Source organism: Acinetobacter sp. (assembly GCF_041919735.1).
GTDB lineage: Bacteria > Pseudomonadota > Gammaproteobacteria > Pseudomonadales > Moraxellaceae > Acinetobacter.
Map to the genome: position 1 here is coordinate 59882 of NZ_JAYRTF010000008.1, position 17916 is coordinate 77797.

The following is a 17916-nucleotide window of genomic DNA, read 5'->3' on the forward strand; positions in this document are numbered from 1 at the left end:
TTTTATCTTTGGCTAAAAAAAGCTATAACCTAAGGGCAGAGATTCAATGATTAATCAGAGGGGGAGTAAAATGAAAAAAGCATATTTAGGAGCCGCGCTTTTCATCTGCGCTGCAGCAACGGCGCATGCCGCGCCGAAAGCGGACAAATGGGTGAAAATCTATCAAAATGAATATGGAACTACATTTGCCGATCTGCATACCGCCGCCGCTGCAAATGTGCCGGTGCAGGCCGGAGTAAAAAAGTTCGGCTATAAATATGTATATACCTATGGCGTGCCGTCCTTAAAGATTGAACCGAAAGGCTATATACAAGCCGTGCATATGATCAATTGCGCGGAACAGACCCGCGCGTATATCTTCAGCCATCGCTTTAAGGCCAATGGCACCGCTATGGAAAAAGCCGTTGAAATGCCGAGATATTTTGAGCCAATGAACCTCGATTCACCGGAGGTGAATGCGCTTTATCAGTATGTCTGCACGGCTGCGCATTAAGCGGCATCAATAGGCGCAGCAACTGCATGAGGCCGCTGCCGGCTTTTTGCCGCATTCTGCAGTTATGCCTTTGACCATGCAGCGCCAGCGGTTCAGGGCTGGCGCTGCATGGCAACTGAAGCATGGACTGATCGGCTTCAGCAGACCGCGCTTTATAGGCGTTATCGATGGAAACCGGCATATTGATATAAATAACAAATCTAAAAATCCGATAATATTTATAAAAAAGTTCGGTTTTACCTATGCTGATGTTTTTCGTATTCTAGCTTCAACAGATAAGTAATCCCTAAAATGTTGAAGAGGAATATGAAATGAGCTTGATCAACACTGAAGTAAAACCATTTAACGCAACGGCTTATAAAGATGGCCAATTCATTGAGGTTTCTGAGAAAGATATGATCGGCAAATGGTCTGTTGTATTTTTCTATCCTGCAGATTTTACTTTTGTATGTCCAACAGAATTAGGCGATCTGGCGGATCATTATGCAGAATTCCAAAAAATGGGCGTAGAAATCTATTCCGTTTCTACTGATACGCATTTCACGCATAAAGCTTGGCATGATTCTTCTGAAGAAATTAAGAAAATCGAATATCCAATGGTGGGCGATCCAACATGGACGTTGGCGAAAAACTTTGACGTGCTGATTGAAGCGGATGGTCTGGCAGACCGCGGCACTTTCGTCATTGACCCGGAAGGCAAAATTCAAATTGTAGAAATCAACGCTGGCGGGATTGGCCGTGATGCCTCTGAACTGCTCCGCAAAGTGAAAGCAGCGCAGTATGTGCATGCTCACCCAGGTGAAGTCTGTCCGGCAAAATGGAAAGAAGGCGAAGCGACTTTAGCGCCATCCATCGACTTGGTCGGCAAAATCTAATCTGATTCCTGCACAGGTTTCAGCTATTAAAAAAAACCAGCTCCCGCAGCTGGTTTTTTAATGGAAAATTTTCTTTTTAAGCAATGCCGCCAAGGCCAATCTTCACTTGCTGAATACGGACCATTTGGCTATCTATACGGCATAGCCCGGATGGCTGCCGGCATTGGCGCGCAGGCCTTCAACCAGATGCTCAATCAGCTTTTCCATCACCAGACGCTGGCCCTTACGTGATGCATATACCAGCTGCACCGTGCCGATATTGGAACACCATTCCGGCAAAATATGCACCAAACGCCCTGCAGCCAAATCATGCTCTACGGTTAAATAAGGCAAATCGGCAATGCCGAGGCCATCGATCACTGAATAATACACGCCGGCCAGATCATTGCTTTTAATGCGCGGCTCGAGCGGAATATCAATTTGCTCCTGATTGTCCAAACGGCGCAGCTGCCATTGATCATGCGGCTTTTGCGTGCCCAGAACAATGGTTGGATAATCATTGATTTCGGTCGGATATTGAATGACACGGCCCTTTAGCAGCTCAGGGCTGGCCACCAGGCAATGCGTGGTTTTAATGACGTCGCGCACCACAATGCTGGAATCTTCATTGGCCTGAAAATTGGTGCGGATGGCCAAGTCGATGTCATCATGCAGCACATCGACGCGCCGGCTGGTCAGCTCCATCTCAATCTTGACTTGCGGATAAGCTTTTAAAAACTGGTTCAGCAGGCTGCGGATCTGATAGCGCATCATCACGGCCGGGCAGCTGATTTTGACCAGGCCCTGCGGCTCGCTTTTCTGCTTCAGCAGCACATTGCGCGCGCATTCCGTTTGCAGAATGACTTTTTCACATTCTGCGAAAAACTCTTGCCCGAGCGGCGTGACTTTAAAATGCCGGGTTGAGCGCTGAATCAGCGTAACATTGAATGCCGCTTCAAGGTCTAGAATCCGGCGGCTGAGTTTTGATTTGGTGATGTTGGATGCATCGCTGGCTGCGCCAAATCCGCCATGCTTGACCACAAGGTAGAAATAATAATAGTCATCGAATGAGTGCATTCGCCACCTCGCTCATGAATGTTGAATTGGGCATGCTAGCGGGTATTCTATATGCTTTTAAGCGGATTTTCTGCAGATAAAAAACCAATCGGCTGCGCAGCAAAAAGCAGCCCTCAGGCTGCTCTTTACTGTATGAATTCACTTATTTTGCAGTGTTTTTCACATAGCTTTGAATCAGGTTTTTGTAGTCTGGAATATGCGCTGCAAATAATGCGCCTAAGCCATCAATATCATTGCGCCAGTCACGGTGCAGTTCGCATGAAGCGCCGAACCAGGTCATCAGCTGCGCGCCGGCTTGCGACATGCGGTCCCAGGCAGAGTCCCGGGTTAAGTGGTTGAAGGTGCCGGAAGCATCGGTAATCACAAAGACCTCAAAATCTTCAGCCAATGCGGAAAGCGCAGGAAAGGCCACGCAGACTTCGGTTACCACGCCGGCAATAATCAATTGCTTTTTGCCGGTCGCTTTCACTGCTTGGACAAAATCTTCATTATCCCAAGCGTTGATTTGGCCAGGGCGCGCAATATACGGCGCATCAGGGAACATCTCAACCAGTTCAGGCACCAGCGGGCCGTTTGGGCCATCTTCAAAACTGGTGGTTAAAATTGTCGGGAGATTGAAGTATTTGGCCGCGGCTGCAAGCGCAAGCACGTTGTTTTTAAATTTGTCAGGATCAATATCGCGAACCAATGAAAGCAGGCCAGCTTGGTGGTCGACCAAAAGCACTGCGGCGTTGTCTTTATCTAAGCGGATATAAGGTTTGCCCATTTTTTATCTTCCTTTGGATGAGATTCAGTTTGCATTTTTTCTTGAATGGCGGAGGGTAAAATTGCCAGAAAGAAGCGGATGCGGAGTTCATCGTAGTTTGAAAATTCGAATAAATTAAGCGCTTATTGCGGGATAGTGAATCGCGATAATGGGATTATGGGCGCGGGCGGCATGCAGAGGGCAATGGATGGGGCGGTTTTTCTGAAATCCAAGCGCTGATTGTCTTATGAACAAGATACTGCGTTTTACGATCCGCCTATTTAAAACGCATATTCGGCATTAAAATAGACCCATGTTCATCCTATAAGAGATAGGAGTAAAAAGATGAAAAAAGTTATTGGCGTTTATCGTAATCAGCAAATGCATTGGGTCGGCGACGGCTTTCCTGTCAAAAACCTGTTTTCCTACGACCGTTTGGGACAGGCCATCAGCCCGTTTTTGCTGCTGGATTATGCCGCGCCGTATCATTTTGATCCAACTGCTGCGCAGCATGGGGTCGGTTCGCATCCGCACCGCGGTTTTGAAACCGTGACGCTGGCCTATCAGGGTGAAGTGTCGCATAAAGATTCTGCGGGCGGCGGCGGCACCATTCAGGCTGGCGATGTGCAATGGATGACGGCCGGCGCAGGGGTGGTGCATGAAGAATTCCACTCCCCGGACTTTGCCCAGCATGGCGGCTTATTTGAGATGGTGCAGCTGTGGGTGAATTTGCCTGCGAAGGACAAGATGACTGAGCCGCGCTATCAGGCGATTGCCGCTGCAGAGATTCCGCGTGTTGCGCTGGATGATGATGCGGGCCATGTCCGGGTGATTGCCGGCGAGTTTGCGGAACATCGAGGCCCTGCCAGCACTTACAGTCCAATCAATGTCTGGGATGGCCTGCTGAAAGCGGATCATGAAACGATGGTGCATATTCCAGCCGAGCACAATGCGCTGCTGGTGGTGCTGAATGGCGAAGTGATGGTGAATGGCAGCCAAAAGGTTCTGGACAGCTCGATTGTGATGTTTGCCCGTGACGGTGATCCGGCAATTCAACTGCAGGCCCATCAGGACACGCAATTTCTGCTGCTGACCGGCAAGCCGCTGAATGAACCGATTCAGGGCTATGGGCCTTTCGTGATGAATACGAAAGATGAAATCATTCAGGCATTTAATGATTTCAATGCTGGAAAATTTGGTGAAATTCCAATTCAGACGGCGCATTGATGCATGAAAAATACAGGCTGAAGAAAAAAAAGCCCCTGATGATGATCAGGGGCTTTCTTCTTTTTCGCTGATAAAGTTGTTCTTTTACCGCGATCACCTTTTATGTGTCTTTAATATGTGATGCAGTTATCATTTTTATGCGGCGGATATTAGCGTCAATTGAAGCAAAAGTAAAACCAAAATTAAAATAATGGTGAATTTATTTATATTGTTTATTAAAGGATTTATTTCATAAATTAAAATAAATAATGTGTTTCATGTATTTATTGAGATAAATTCAATATGTTAAAAATTGTAAATATGACCTTTTGTGGGTTTTTGTATCTGCTGTGGAAAAGGCCGTAATCTGGTAGTTTTTAATAGCCAGTTTTTTAGGGCGATGCGTCATAATTTTATGAAAATTTAATACACGGAATAGAAGATTGGATATTGCAGTCATCGGCAGCGGCATGGCTGGGCTTGCTGCCGCAAGAATTCTAAAAGATGCAGGGCATAGCATTACCATTTTTGAAGCATTGCCTGGACGCGGCATGGACAGTCACAGCACCGAATTTGAAGGCGGCTTGATTGATGCGCCGCTGCGTGTGATGAATCCGCATCTTTGGAACAATACTTTAAGCTTGGCGGCCTATTTAGGCATCAAAACCTTTCCTGTGCGCACCTATATGGCATGCAGCTGGCTGTTTGAAGATAAAACAGAAACCTGGCTGACCACCACGCGCAGCCGGATTGGCAATTTCCCGATTATCAATAACCGCAAAGGCATACAGCAGTATGGCTGGCGGCTGGTCAAAGGCATGCTGCAGCTGAAAACAGCGATTGCCAAATTTTTTAAATCCAAAGACCAAGATATCACTTTGGCGGAATTCATTAACCGCAATGAGATTGAAGAAGTCTTTTGGCATGGCGCGGTGATGCCGGTGCTGTACACCATCTGCACCTGCAATCCGAAAACCATTGGCGAATGGCCTGCCAAGCCGCTGCTGGTGTTCCTGCGCCAGCTGACCGATGGCGATGCGCTGCTGCGCATTCAGGGCGGCACGCCGGCCTTGGTGAATAAGCTGATTGAAAATATCGACATCATCAGCGGATCTGCGATTACTTCGGTAAGAGAGCAGGGCGATAAAGTGCTGGTGGAAAACACCCTAGGCCAAGTGACTGAATTTGACCGTGTCGTAGTAGCAACGCCAACGACCAAGATTGAAGAATTTTTAGATGCGGATCAGTTTGCTGAAGATATTGCGCTGCTGAAAAAATTCAAATTTGAGCAGGGCGATCTGGTGATTCATACCGATCAAACCGTGATGCCGCCAAAACGCAAAGACTGGGCGGTGCTCAGCTATATGATGGACCGCAAGTTCACCAAACAGCAGTTTACCGTTTGGCTGAATTCAATTGAACCGAGCCTGGTCGGCAAAACGCCAGTGTTCCAAACCTGGCGTCCGGTCACGCCGATTGATCCGAAAAAGGTGATTTCTACCGTTACCTTAACCCGCGCTGTAGTGGATTCGGACACTGTGGCGCTGAATCAGGAACTGCAGCAGCGCCATAAAGCCATGAACCGCAAAGTATTCTATTGCGGTTCATGGTCTTGCGACGGCCTGCCGATTTTGGAATCGGCGGTGACATCGGCCATGCATATTGCGGAAATTTTTGGCGCGCCATTGCCGTTTGTGGGATTAAAACCTAAAGTGGAGGTTGCTCCGCAGCTCGGTTATTAATCCATGAAATGGCTTCAAACAGTCCGCAATTTTATGCCGCAGCATAAATATGCAATCAATGCAAAACTGCTGGGCGATGATGCCGAACTGGCTTGGAGCAATTTAGGCTATTGGCAGGCGGATACGCAGTCGTATCCGCAGGCGTGCCAAGCGCTGGCGGATCAGCTGGCGCTGGCGGTCCGGCTCCAGCCGGAAGATGTCTTGCTGGACATCGGCTGCGGTCAGGGCGCCAGCCTGCAACATTGGCGGCAGCGCTACCAGATTCAGCAGCTGAGCGCAGTTGAAATGCAGCCGGCCTGTGTTGAAAAAATCCAAAAAAATTTAAATTCAAATGCTGAAATTCACTGCGGTTCTTTTTTAAATTTAAAGCAAATTTTCCCTCAAAAGCGCTTTGATGCCGTGCTGTGCATCGATGCGGCCTATCACAGCAATTTGAATTCATTCCTGTTATCCACACAGTCAGTTTTAAATTCAAATGGCCGTTTAGGCTTTCATACCTTGATGCTGTCAGATCATGTTTTGAATTTAAATGCGCTGCAGCAGCTGAAGCTGCGGGCTGTGCTGAAAGCGGCTGATGTCAATCTGCATGATTTAATGACGGAAGCGGCGCTGCGGCAACGCTTGATGCAATTTGAATTTAAAAATATTCAGATTTTGGATTTCAGCGCGCAGGTGCTGGCGGGCTTTGCCCATTATGCGGAAACAGAATTAAAAAATAGCATAGGCGTCAAGCGTTTAGATCAATTGAAAATCGACATGACCGCCAAGCTGTGCCGGATGCTGTTTGAAGCAGGGTTGGTGAGATATGTGCAGATTGCAGTACAGAAGGATTGAGCTGAAAGCAAAAATGCGGCGCCCAGAAACATCAAAGCCTCACTGAAAAGCGAGGCTAAGAAATGGTGCCGGCACACGGATTCGAACTGTGGACCTACTGATTACAAGTCAGTTGCTCTACCAACTGAGCTATGCCGGCGTTGTGGAAAGCATTTTACAGAATTTTTTTTCAGGCGCAAGCCAAAAAATGAGCGATTGATGCAGGGCTTCAGCGGTCAAGGGCAGAGCTGCGGATGTGCAGGCTATGCCCTGGGGAAATCGGTGATCGGCATAGGCGCCGCATGATTATTTGCTGCGCAGTATTTTGTCCAGATCCTGCGCGCATTCTTCTAAGGTCAATGCCATGTCCAGCTGCATTTGCGGTTTCAGTTCATTGGCTAAAATACGCCATTGTTCAATCAGTTTGAGGGCTTTTTGGATTTTATGCTTATTGATGTCCTTGGCTAAGGTTGGCGTATAGCCGCCGCGTTTCGCATTCTTGATCTGTTTGACATAGTTTAGGCTGTTATTCATGTGTTCTCCCGAATAAGCAGTGCTGTATGCTGAATATAAGGTGACGCTGTTCAGAAAAGTGTGGATTAAGTGAAATGTAAGCTTAAAATATTTCAAATTGCTTAAATCGCAAATAGTTGAAGATCAATAGATTGATTTTGCCTGCGCAATGCCCTGAAAAAGTGCCTTGCTTAGGTTTTAACATGGCGCGCGCAGATTGTTTTTAGGCGCTGAATTTTCAATTTGTAATAAATCATGTCTAAAAAATTGCCTGAATGTGACTAAGGGGGCAGATTTAAGCTGCTGTTTAGTCGTTATATTTTAAAATGAGCCGCGGCTTTTAAATTTTATTAGTTATTCAATTATGTATTCAGCCCAGGCCATCATGCAGCGCAAATGCAGCCTTCACATAAAAAGAGGCTGAAATTGACGGATTCCGCCTGATCTTAAGGTTTGCTTCATCTTGATGATTGATATTAAAGCTGTTCATTGAGCTGAAGCAGTTTAATGGCAGCCCTCAGAAGCAGAAGTTGAGCACCTTTGATAGCCGTATCGCCCTCGATACGGCTTTTTTTATGTCAAGTTTTTGATATAAAAAACTTGATCAAGAGGGTTGATGAATCCGTTTTACCTCAAAACAGAACTTGCCGCTCATGAAACGGCTCATCGCCTTTAAGTCCAGAGCTGTTCAAGCCTATTGAACTGGCGAATGTGACTTTTCTATAAATTTACGATCATTTTATATAACTAAATTTACAGGGCTTGTCTCTTTCGTGTTGCCCACAGGATATGCATCACTTCTATTAATTCAATGAGAAGGAAAATTTTTTTTAAAATTTGTTCAATAAAATTTTGTGAAAAATTAATAAAAAAGAGAAATTATGTGATGGAGTTAGTGTTAAAGATTGTTTATCATTTGTTTGTTTTTTGTATGTATAAAAGATCACTTTAAAATTTAATAAAGCAATTATAGATGCGGCTGCAAGCTTTAAATGTAGGGGAAATTATGAAAAAGGCTATATGTACACTTTTGTGTTTGGGCGCTGTTCAAGGCAGCAATGCAGAAATGATTAAAGTGAATGGGGAAGGCATTGCGCCCATTATTAAAAAAGATCTCAATGCTACACGTAATCAAGCATTTAATAACGCAAAAAGAGATGCTGTGATCGCCCTCATCAAACGTATCAATGGCCCTCAAGCCATGAATGACGCAAATCAATATGTGGATGATATTGTAAAGCAAATTGACAGCAGTTATGTGTTAAACCGCGGCAGCAGCACGAATAGCAGCAATGAGTTAGTCACTCAAGTCAGTCTGGAAATGGATGATCAAGAATTTCGTTCAATTCTCAATGATTTAGGCCTTGCAAAGAAAAACAGCCGAACCAGCCCAATCATGATTGTGATGGATGAATATTTTGGTGTGCCAAAAGACAATTCTAAACCGGTTAAAGAATTTACCTCCTATTTTTCTGACCGCAGCTATAGCTATGATGAGGATGCCAGCTACAAGGCCAGCGAAAGCGCCAAAGCTAGCGCTTCCGATTCTTATTCGTCCAAAGGCCGTTCATCTGCCGCATCAGGTTATGCCTATGGCAATTATTATGGCGCAGGCGCAGGCGTTTCCGCCCGTTCAGCAAGCCATAATAATTCAGGAAAATCAGCATCTTCAAGCAGCTATAATGCCAGTGAATCGGCGAAATACAGTCAGTCTGAACGCCAGAATGACATCCAAAGCTTTGTGAAATATGTGGAATATCAGGTCCCAAGCACTAAAGCTGAGCGGGATAACCAGACTTTGAATGCTATTGCCGGTTCTGCATCGCGGTATGATCTCAGATTGCTCGATTCTGACCGTTTCAGAAGCCAGTATTTAAATGGCCGCAGCATGAGCATTCAGCAGCTGATGAGCGATGCGGAGCTGAATAAGCTGGTCATCGCGGCACGTAAAGAAAAAGCGGATTGGTTTATGGCCGGCAGTTCTTATATTTATGATCGTGGCCGTTCAAGTGCCACTGGCCAATTTGTCTGCGATGGCGCAGTCAGTTTTAAAATTTATTCAGTTGATGATTCAACGTTGATGGGCGGTGAAACCCGCACAGAGTCATCGACAGGCGCGACCACAGATTCATGCCGGACCAATGTGGCAAAAAAACTTGGTGAATTAGCCGTTAGCCAAGTCGGGCCGCAGATTTTAGGCTATGCCAAAAATCGCTCTATGTACGGTAAAGAAATTACCGTTTTTGTGAAAAGCGTTTCTGGAAATGTCTCTTCACGTTTAGGAGATGATTTATATATCGCCTTAGATGAGATGGATGGCGCGGAAAATATCGATATTCGCACTCAGGATGGCAAATTGGTTGAAATGACCATGACGTATAAGAGTGATAAGCCGATTAGTGCCGAATTGGCTAAGGCGTTGCGGAAAGTGAATCCAACACTGTCGAGTGCTGAGCGTTTACAGGCTGGAAATACGATTACACTTTGCATCGGCGGTACACAATGCAAATAAAATCCAAAGTTTTATGCTTGGCTATGCCAATGCTTGTTTCGGCCTGGGCGAATGCGGATATTCAAATCTATCCATCGAAAGGCATTTTTGGGCTGGAGCAGGGCTGCCGTACTGATCCCGGAAAATATGAAGCGAATGGTTCTTCTATTGTGTGTGATTTCAGTCAAGCCATTGACAATGAAATTATTCGCAAACAAGCTGAGCAGCTTTTTGTACAAGGCTTAAAGCAAAGTTTCGGTGGACAGATTGTCGATACCATTTCGCAAAAAACTAAAAACCGTACTTATATCGCATCTTTAGAAGTCTTACGCGCGAGCGAATACATTGTGAAGAAGGACTCGACTGCAGAAATTTTTCTGCCAGTCACTTTGAGTCTAAAACTCACCAATGTGCTGTCGGGCGAGGTGATATACAGTGACAGTGCGACATTGTCGCAGCCGATTCAAGTGCTTGCTGCTGAAATTGATTCTTCTGCAACAAAAGCCGCGATCAAGCAGAAATTCCAAAGCACGTTGCTGGCATTGACGCAGCAAGTGACCCAAGAATTAAAATCGAAACTTAAAGTTTCTGAAACTGAGACCCAAGTGGTTGATCAGTGGAAATCCTATCTGGTTCTGGATAAAGGCTTCAAGCAAGGGATTGCTGCACAGGATGAGCTGAGTTCAGCAGAGGGGGATCTGATCCGTGTCGTACATGCGGACAGTGACTATGCTGTGGCTTTGCCTGTGCTGATGCAGGGCGGCAGCAAGCGCTTTAGCAAAGTGTCTGCCAATACGCGCCAAGCGATGAACAAGCCAAAAGCTTTGGTGGTTGATGTGCTGACTTATCAGGGGGAATCGAAAGATTTAATCGAGCAAATCTTTTCTGATGCGGTGGGTGAGCAGGCTTCATTTACCTTGACCCCGGTCAATCGGCGTTACAGCGCTATGGCGCAAAGCGTAAGCGAACAGACCGCATTGGCGCAAAGTGAAGATATTAACCAGCGTGAATTGCCTGAGTTTTTTATCCGGATCAATGCCATGCCGGTAATTGCTTATCAGCAGCAGATAGGAAAAATGACTCAGCAGCAGATTTTTCATAGTGAAGTCTTTGCTGAAATGATTGACCGTTCTGGCCGTGTGATTTACTCCGCGCATGCGGCAGATGATATTAAAGACGTGATTTCAGAAGGCATGGGCTTTTCTTTAGAGGCGCGTAAAGAAGTCGTATTGAAAAATGCGCTTTTGAAATTAGGCCAGCAATTTCAAAAAGGGATTCAATTTACCCGTTCTGATTTAAAAGTTTCAGGTTCAAGCGGCCAGAACATTGTGATTGATGATGCCGGCGAACGCTTAAGTACTGGAATGAAAATTCATGTTTATCATTCAGATAAAGCAGCAGGGCGCAATATTTTGATTCCAACATGGGAAGCGACTGTTTTAGAACGCCAAGGCGCGAAAGTTACCGCGCAATTAGACTTCCCAGTTAGCAGCAGTGATCGTTTGCCCGTGCGTTCTGGCGACAGCATTTTGCTGGATAGCTCTGCTCCCGTGGGAGACTCGAAACAATCCCGTGTTTTATGTTTGGGCTTGCATACTGAACAAGTCGGTGAAATTCCATTTTATGGCTTCGGCCCTTTAATTTATCACGCTTTTACCAGTCAGTCGAAACGGCCATTTTATGCGACAGGATCCGGTTTCAAAGGGCAGACCTTGCTGAAAGATTCGGTCGTTGCGATGACTGAAAATGCTGGGTTTAAAAAAGATATGAAAGTTGATTTTCATATTCCTAAAGATGAATGCTTGCAGCCTGTGCTTAAAATTGAAGTGAAACAGGACGATGTTAAATGTAATGCAGATAAAAGCAATTGTGACGCCACGTTGGTGATGGCCAGCGGCGCACGCAGATTTAACCAAAAAGCCGAAAAAATTGGGGCTTATGGTCTGCAGCAGGAAATCGGATTAAAGGGTATTGATTATCAGCATCGTCATGCAATGTATAACATTCAGATGTTTGAAGCTTTACCAAAAATTTTAAATCAAATCGTGCAAAAAGCCGATTCTTCACAATAGGGGTAACAAGGAATGAAAAAAATTGCGATTGTTTTAGCAGCAGCTGCTGCAATGGGCGCATCAGGCGCTTATGCAGGCTTTGGGTCATTGAGCGGTCTTGCATCGTCATTGTCTGAATCGGCGACAGGGGTATCTTCTTCAAACATGGATATTAATGGCTTCTTCACGCAAGCTAAAGCAACCAATGCAATGTTTATTCAGAGCCGTACCGCTTTAGCTTCATTGCTGGCAAGCAAGCAGGATTCGGATGAACTGAAAGCTAAACAGAAAAGCTTGAAAACAACGTCTGATTTGAAAGAAAAAGAAGCCATTCAAAAACAAATTGTAGCGCTGTCCAATACTGTTTTAGAGGCTTCTCAAAAAGATGAAGAAGCAACCGTCGCTAAACTGTCAGCATTAAATGTAGAGCAAAAGAAACATTTAGTGGACTCTGCAACAAACTTTGTCATTGCAAGCTTAACTGCTCGTGAATTAGCAGTAGGCGCTAAACAAGTAAGTACGAGTTTAATGGCAAATCCAAAAAGCCTGACCAATACTGGAATGTCTTTAGTTGACGCTAAAAATGTGGTTGGCGATATCACTGGCATTGCGAAAAACTCGTCGATGGCTTTAGTGGAATATCCTAAATTGTTCAAAAAAGCGGGTATTGAATTTAAAATGCCGACCAGCTCAGCAGATAAACCGAAAGATCTTGCGGACATTTAAAACTGGATTCAGGTTCAGCCTTAATAGCGTTTAAATTGTAAATAATCATCAAGTTGTTTGCAGGAAAAAGAGCCCATTGAGTGGGCTCTTTTTTTAGCTTTACAGGAAGTTTAAAGCAGGCAAATGGCTGTACTCACAGCCACTGGCAGGTTTTTGGAGGATTCAAGCTTTTGCCATTGAATTGAATCATGCTGTTTGGAGAGGGCGCTTTCCACCTTATCTAAAAAGCCAGCTCAATGCGCTAACAAATATTTTGGCAGAATTGCAGGAATACCAAGGTTTCTATTGCAGTCGGTTAATGGAAAAAGGCAATTATGCTGTAAATTATTTTATATCTCGGTGAATGTATCTATCCGGCATAGGGCATAACATTGTTTTAATAGATACAGGCTGTCATGCCGACAAAAGCATTTATCAATACTGCAGCGGTTTCCGTCGGAATCTGGGGGGTATAAAAATAGGGGTAAATTATTATACCCCCAGTTATATCCCTGGCCAGATCGGGATTGCCGCAGATAAAGTTGATGCTGTCAGACACAAAAAAAGCCTAAACCCTTTAGATTTAAGCTTTTAAAGACCTCATGAACCATCATGAGAGTAAAATATGGCGAGATAGGGAGTCATATTTTTAAATTAAATATATGAAATACAATAAAATAAAAAAATAAATTTTTAATTATACCCACATTTATACCCCCAACTGAATGAGGGTACTCTTATGTCATTTCGTGGTATTTATTAACTGGCTAAATAATGATCATTTTATCTTTGGCTAATTCATTTTACTCACAGTGAATCAATTTAAGTGGAAATTAAGCATTCATGCTGTGTTTGCTGAATAACTGCACTTGGGTTTAGATCGTTCTTTAGTACTGTGCTCAATGAGTCAAATTTATTCAATAACGATGCCATTGAACGTCAGCTTGCTCATGTGCCTCAGAACCGTATTCGCTCTGCATATAACCGTGCTCAGTACTGGGATGAGCGTGTGAAAATCATGGAATGGTATGAGGAGAGGGTGAAGGAATGGTTGAATTAATCGACCTAGAACAACCATAAAGACCACGCCATCAAGCGTGGTTTTTTATGCAGAATGTTTATTTTTTAATAAGGTATAACAGTATCTAAAATGAGGTTTAAAAGTTTATAAAAGTGTGTGTAATAGTTATTATAAATGGGTATAACAGTAAAATAAAAAAATTATAAAGAAAGTAAAAAACCATAGTTTATAGGTATTCAGCTATATTTTTATACGCTATTCTTAAAAAAATAATCAATAACTTAATGATATGCAAAACAGCCATTCCAATACTGATAAAGTTAGCGACAGTAATCTTCATTTTAAGAGGCTAAGTAGTGATCAGATTTTCAGTTTTTTGAAACGCTACTATAACGATACCTATCCGCTTTCTGAGGAGGGGGTGCGAACTCAACCTGAGGGTATTTACTTCGAAGCTATTGAGACATTAGAGCGGTTGCATCATCGCTTGGTTGAGGTATCAGATTTTATAGGTTATGCAAAAATTGATTGGAGGGATGCTGATACAGTACAAAAGAAAAATAAAATAAAAGAAATCGTCGATTTTTATAATGACTTAGTCATTGATGTAGACCTGATGAAAGTCGGGATGAAGGGTTATGATTTTGCTCCTAAAGTAAAAGCATTTATTCATTTTGTTGACAGTGTGGAAAACTGTAGATTTAGATCGGATGTGCAAGCAAACCCGTGGACGACTGAGGATTTTCCACATGATGAAATTTTTAAAACTGTAGACCAATTTAAGCAGTATTTTGAAGAGCGAAAAAAGAGTTATCGTCCTGCTCTTATACCATCCGAATGGAAAGAACAGGCCAAAGAAGTTGAAAAAGCGATAAGTAAATTTAAGAGGATTACTCAGGCACTATATGTCATAAAGTTTAGTGTGGCTGATTTATCAGAAGATGAGCTTGCTAGGTTAACTGCAGATCTTAAAATTGATACATTCCTAGCCGATTTCAAATCTGAACAAAAGCTAAGAGATTTTATCGAATGGCTCAGTCCGCAGCATATTGTTGGTAAATTACCTTGGATATGTACATGGACTAAGGCTGAGATAGATATTCGGAGGCAAGTACGATTTACAATCGGGATGATATTGGATGCTACTGATCAAGAACTAGAGCCCAAAGGGATTGAGCAGCAGTTAGTTTATGATGTTGCTCAGCGATTGGAAGGAAGTTGGTTTGAGCCATTTATTGTTTTTGATGTTGTACAGTTAGATCAGATATTCGATCAGCTTGGTGTTGGGTTAATTCGCAATATTAAACTGCCCAGTAAAAGAAAAGTAGATTTGATGTTGAAGTGGTATTTAGGTGTTTTTTATCAAGTAGACGCTATCATTCAGCCATCTAATTTGGAAGCAGAGACGTGCTTTGCTGACAGCAGAGTTATTCAAAATGTTAACTATAAAAAATTAGAAAATATAAAAGGTGAGCTAGATCGCAGAACAAAAGCAAGAACGATAGACATAGCGAAAAATAGATCAACTTGGAATACAGCCAAACTTTTAAAAAAAGTACCCACATACTTCAGTTCTATCCATTACCTTTATCAGGGTTTAAGGGATATTGAAGGGTTGACTAATGACGATATTGATAAGCTTCAAAAGTTGAATTTATTTATAGCTTATTTAGAGGTCACACGTTTAGATGGCTTGCAAGATACGCTTAAAATGGCAAAACCTCAAAAATGGGCTGATGTAGTTCAGATTTACTTGTTATTGCTTCAGGATTGGAATAGTTCGTATCTGGAATTAAGTGACCTAGCCGTTTGTGAGCTTGAGCCTTTAGATAGGAGTTTTAGATGTAACCCAGCTATAAGAGGTATACAAGAAGAGCTAGAATCAGAACAATCATTGAAGGCGATAGTTAAAGAGCTGAGCAGACTTAAAAGAGAGCTGTTAAATCAAGAAAACCTAACCAGTTTAAAAGTATCGACAAGATTGGTCGAAAAAAATAGTCAATCCGCTATGGAATATCTGAAGTACAGCTTTAAACAAAATTCGGTGTTATTGCGCTTTAAGATTGATAATCGGGAGAGTGGTCTTGAATTGAGTACGCTGAAAAATTTATTTACACAGTTTATCAAGGCGATTGGTCGTGCACCTAAACGGATAGGGGCAGAGATAGATGCCTATATCGGCTATTATGTTCACGATGGAAAAAGATACTCTATTGATTGTACGGCAATATTTTATCTCAGAAATAATGTACATGCTCAGGATGTTCAGGAAAGCCTTGAAGATTATTGGCAGGAATTTAAAAATAAGTACGCTAAAACCAAAAAACTTAAACTTAATCAATTAAGCTTGTACCTAATTCCGACTCTCTGGTCTGAAGATGGTAATTTAGATCCTTTTGTGGTCAATAAAGGTGACAAACTTATTCCTCAGCTTAAAAAAGATCTAGTGGGTTTTTATACTGCATACGAATACATTGGGGCATGTAAAATTATACAGGGTCATGTAGAAAAAAGGCCTGAGTTGTTCTTAAGAGGCAGAACTCGAAAGCCTGTTTCTAAAGGTAAAGGAGTTAAAAAACGACAACAACCTTTAAGTATCGTACAGTCATCTGAAGGGGATTCTTTAGTCGATGAGGCAGTACTAATCACGGATAACACCATTGAGCAAGCACATACTGTAATGATTGAGAAGGATCGGCTTCAAAATGGTGAAAATTCAAATGTAGTTATTGACGATGGGGAACAACAAATGCGGGATAGAGCTAAGGAGTTTCAACGTCAAAGAATACTAAACTTAGCGGCTAGTGTTGAGCCTTTGACACCAAAAAAATCATGAGTTGAATAGCCACCGATTTTGTAGCATAGCAAAAAGTTGTCGCTTCGTCATAAATGGACTTAGCAATACATTTTATAGGGAAGTAGATGGATTAAGTCCAATTCTGCCTTGTAAAAACCAGCTCGAAGCTAAGTGGGTAAATAAGGCTATATAAATATATTATATTTAATATTAATCAATAATATAGATCTAATATCATATAGGAATCAACTAATCTAAGCTCATTTAATCCTACAAGTAAATTCTTAAAGATCTGTCCTATAGCTATGTATTAACAACAGGTACATAGCAATGGAACAAACTAAGATCAATCATTCACCACTCATTACTTCAATTGAGAACTTTGTAGAAGACACACTAACACGTCAAAGACCATGGGATGATTATTGGTCTGAATTGGTTGAACTACTTAGTGAATTACAAGAGCAATATAATTCAGATCTGATTTATTCTCCTTATAACAGAGCCATGATTGAGCTGATGTTTGAATTGGAACGGGGATTAAAAGCCTTTCAATATATTCAGAATTCAACTTTAAAAAAACTAAGATTTCGTGATGTAAAGTCAAGATTTCAAAAGTTCCAAAGACAGCATGAACGAGAGATTCAATGTTTCAAAGAGGATGAGTTAAAAAATCGATGCAAGGCTATGGAATACACAGAACTGTTGCTGGAGCATTACTCTAAATTAGCTGTTATTCGGGTTGATTTATCTTATAAACAGAATAAGCGCAGATTCGTTGATATCTCGGACTTTAGACAAGATATTCGAAAATTACTGGACCGATTACAGGATGGAGATCGCCATTTCAGTGATTTGCAGGGCTATATGTATGCTTTAGAGCAAGGTGCTCAAAAAGGATATCATGCTCATTTCCTACTTTTCTATGATGGTAGTCGTGTTAAGTTTGATCGCCATATTGCAGATTGTATTATCGATACTTGGAAAGAAATAACAGGAGAGGCTGGTCAAGGATACAATTGCAATACTAAGCAGAATCGTAAAAGTTACCAAGAGAGAGGTAATGATGCTCTAGGTTCTGTGAGTCGGGGAGACAATGCTAAGAGAGCAAATGTTCTGAAAATAGTCAGGTATTTCACAGCACCTGATAAAACGGAGCAATATCTAAGAGTACGTGACAAAAATATGCAGACCTTTGGACATGGTAAATTTAATAGACCTTCGCGACGTGCTACTGCTGATACGATTAATCGAGTAAGAGGGGATCGACGATTAGAGGGTGGTCGCAAGCATCCTAAGCGTTAATTGAATCAAATCTCAGATATACATTATCTAGATGAAAACAAAGTTATTTCAACTTTCTAGGCTTGCCAATCGGTGAGCCTTTGTCATTTTTGGAGATGTATAT

At 42.7% G+C, this 17916-nt stretch carries 14 protein-coding genes, 1 tRNA gene and 1 pseudogene; 12 read left to right on the forward strand and 4 right to left on the reverse strand.

Going from position 1 to position 17916, the window contains the following annotated elements:
* Nucleotides 1–70: 70 nt before the first annotated feature.
* The 3 genes from ACE3T3_RS06415 to ahpC all read left to right on the forward strand — a co-directional run bounded on the left by ACE3T3_RS06415 (nt 71) and on the right by ahpC (nt 1368).
* A complete protein-coding gene (locus ACE3T3_RS06415) occupies nt 71–493 on the forward strand; it encodes a hypothetical protein (protein ID WP_374665181.1) in 423 nt (140 codons plus the stop codon).
* Nucleotides 494–557: 64 nt separating this feature from the next.
* Nucleotides 558–776, forward strand: coding sequence for a hypothetical protein (locus tag ACE3T3_RS06420; RefSeq protein WP_374665183.1), 219 nt, complete (start codon nt 558–560; stop codon nt 774–776).
* A 28-nt stretch (nt 777–804) separates the two neighbouring features.
* Nucleotides 805–1368: an alkyl hydroperoxide reductase subunit C gene (gene ahpC / locus ACE3T3_RS06425; RefSeq protein WP_374665185.1), complete on the forward strand. Its 564-nt coding sequence runs from the start codon at nt 805–807 to the stop codon at nt 1366–1368.
* A gap of 132 nt (nt 1369–1500) precedes the next feature.
* On the opposite strand, the gene ACE3T3_RS06430 is transcribed toward ahpC, so the two are convergent.
* Nucleotides 1501–2424, reverse strand: coding sequence for a LysR substrate-binding domain-containing protein (locus ACE3T3_RS06430; RefSeq protein WP_374665187.1), 924 nt, complete (start codon nt 2422–2424; stop codon nt 1501–1503).
* 142 nt (nt 2425–2566) lie between these two features.
* A complete protein-coding gene (ycaC, locus tag ACE3T3_RS06435; RefSeq protein WP_374665189.1) occupies nt 2567–3190 on the reverse strand; it encodes an isochorismate family cysteine hydrolase YcaC in 624 nt (207 codons plus the stop codon).
* Between the two features lie 324 nt (nt 3191–3514).
* Between ycaC and ACE3T3_RS06440 the strand changes: the two genes are divergently transcribed.
* The 3 genes from ACE3T3_RS06440 to ACE3T3_RS06450 all read left to right on the forward strand — a co-directional run bounded on the left by ACE3T3_RS06440 (nt 3515) and on the right by ACE3T3_RS06450 (nt 6951).
* Complete coding sequence (locus ACE3T3_RS06440) at nt 3515–4396, forward strand: pirin family protein (RefSeq protein ID WP_374665191.1); 882 nt, start codon at nt 3515–3517, stop codon at nt 4394–4396.
* Between the two features lie 422 nt (nt 4397–4818).
* Nucleotides 4819–6117 carry an FAD-dependent oxidoreductase gene (locus ACE3T3_RS06445; RefSeq protein ID WP_374665193.1) on the forward strand — a complete coding sequence of 433 codons (1299 nt, stop codon included), beginning with the start codon at nt 4819–4821 and terminating at the stop codon, nt 6115–6117.
* A gap of 3 nt (nt 6118–6120) precedes the next feature.
* Entirely contained in the window at nt 6121–6951 is an 831-nt protein-coding gene (locus ACE3T3_RS06450; RefSeq protein ID WP_374665195.1) for a cyclopropane-fatty-acyl-phospholipid synthase family protein, read from the forward strand.
* Between the two features lie 63 nt (nt 6952–7014).
* Here the strand turns inward: ACE3T3_RS06450 and ACE3T3_RS06455 are convergent.
* Together ACE3T3_RS06455 and ACE3T3_RS06460 are read right to left on the reverse strand one after the other, a co-directional pair.
* A tRNA-Thr gene (locus ACE3T3_RS06455) sits at nt 7015–7090 on the reverse strand.
* 146 nt (nt 7091–7236) lie between these two features.
* On the reverse strand, nt 7237–7464 hold the full coding sequence (locus tag ACE3T3_RS06460; protein ID WP_374665196.1) for a hypothetical protein: 228 nt from the start codon (nt 7462–7464) through the stop codon (nt 7237–7239).
* Between the two features lie 985 nt (nt 7465–8449).
* On the opposite strand from ACE3T3_RS06460, the gene ACE3T3_RS06465 reads away from it, so the two are divergent.
* The 6 genes and pseudogenes from ACE3T3_RS06465 to ACE3T3_RS06490 all read left to right on the forward strand — a co-directional run bounded on the left by ACE3T3_RS06465 (nt 8450) and on the right by ACE3T3_RS06490 (nt 17813).
* Nucleotides 8450–9955: a hypothetical protein gene (locus ACE3T3_RS06465; RefSeq protein ID WP_374665197.1), complete on the forward strand. Its 1506-nt coding sequence runs from the start codon at nt 8450–8452 to the stop codon at nt 9953–9955.
* A 29-nt stretch (nt 9956–9984) separates the two neighbouring features.
* Nucleotides 9985–12006 carry a hypothetical protein gene (locus ACE3T3_RS06470; RefSeq protein ID WP_374665199.1) on the forward strand — a complete coding sequence of 674 codons (2022 nt, stop codon included), beginning with the start codon at nt 9985–9987 and terminating at the stop codon, nt 12004–12006.
* A gap of 12 nt (nt 12007–12018) precedes the next feature.
* Nucleotides 12019–12711: a hypothetical protein gene (locus tag ACE3T3_RS06475; RefSeq protein WP_374665201.1), complete on the forward strand. Its 693-nt coding sequence runs from the start codon at nt 12019–12021 to the stop codon at nt 12709–12711.
* 838 nt (nt 12712–13549) lie between these two features.
* Nucleotides 13550–13750 (forward strand): annotated as a pseudogene (locus ACE3T3_RS06480) (integrase); the annotation flags it as partial.
* Nucleotides 13751–14000: 250 nt separating this feature from the next.
* Nucleotides 14001–16547 (forward strand): hypothetical protein, encoded by a 2547-nt coding sequence (locus ACE3T3_RS06485; protein ID WP_374665203.1) that lies wholly within the window; start codon nt 14001–14003, stop codon nt 16545–16547.
* Between the two features lie 291 nt (nt 16548–16838).
* Nucleotides 16839–17813 carry an inovirus-type Gp2 protein gene (locus tag ACE3T3_RS06490; protein WP_374665205.1) on the forward strand — a complete coding sequence of 325 codons (975 nt, stop codon included), beginning with the start codon at nt 16839–16841 and terminating at the stop codon, nt 17811–17813.
* The last annotated feature ends 103 nt before the right edge of the window (nt 17814–17916 follow it).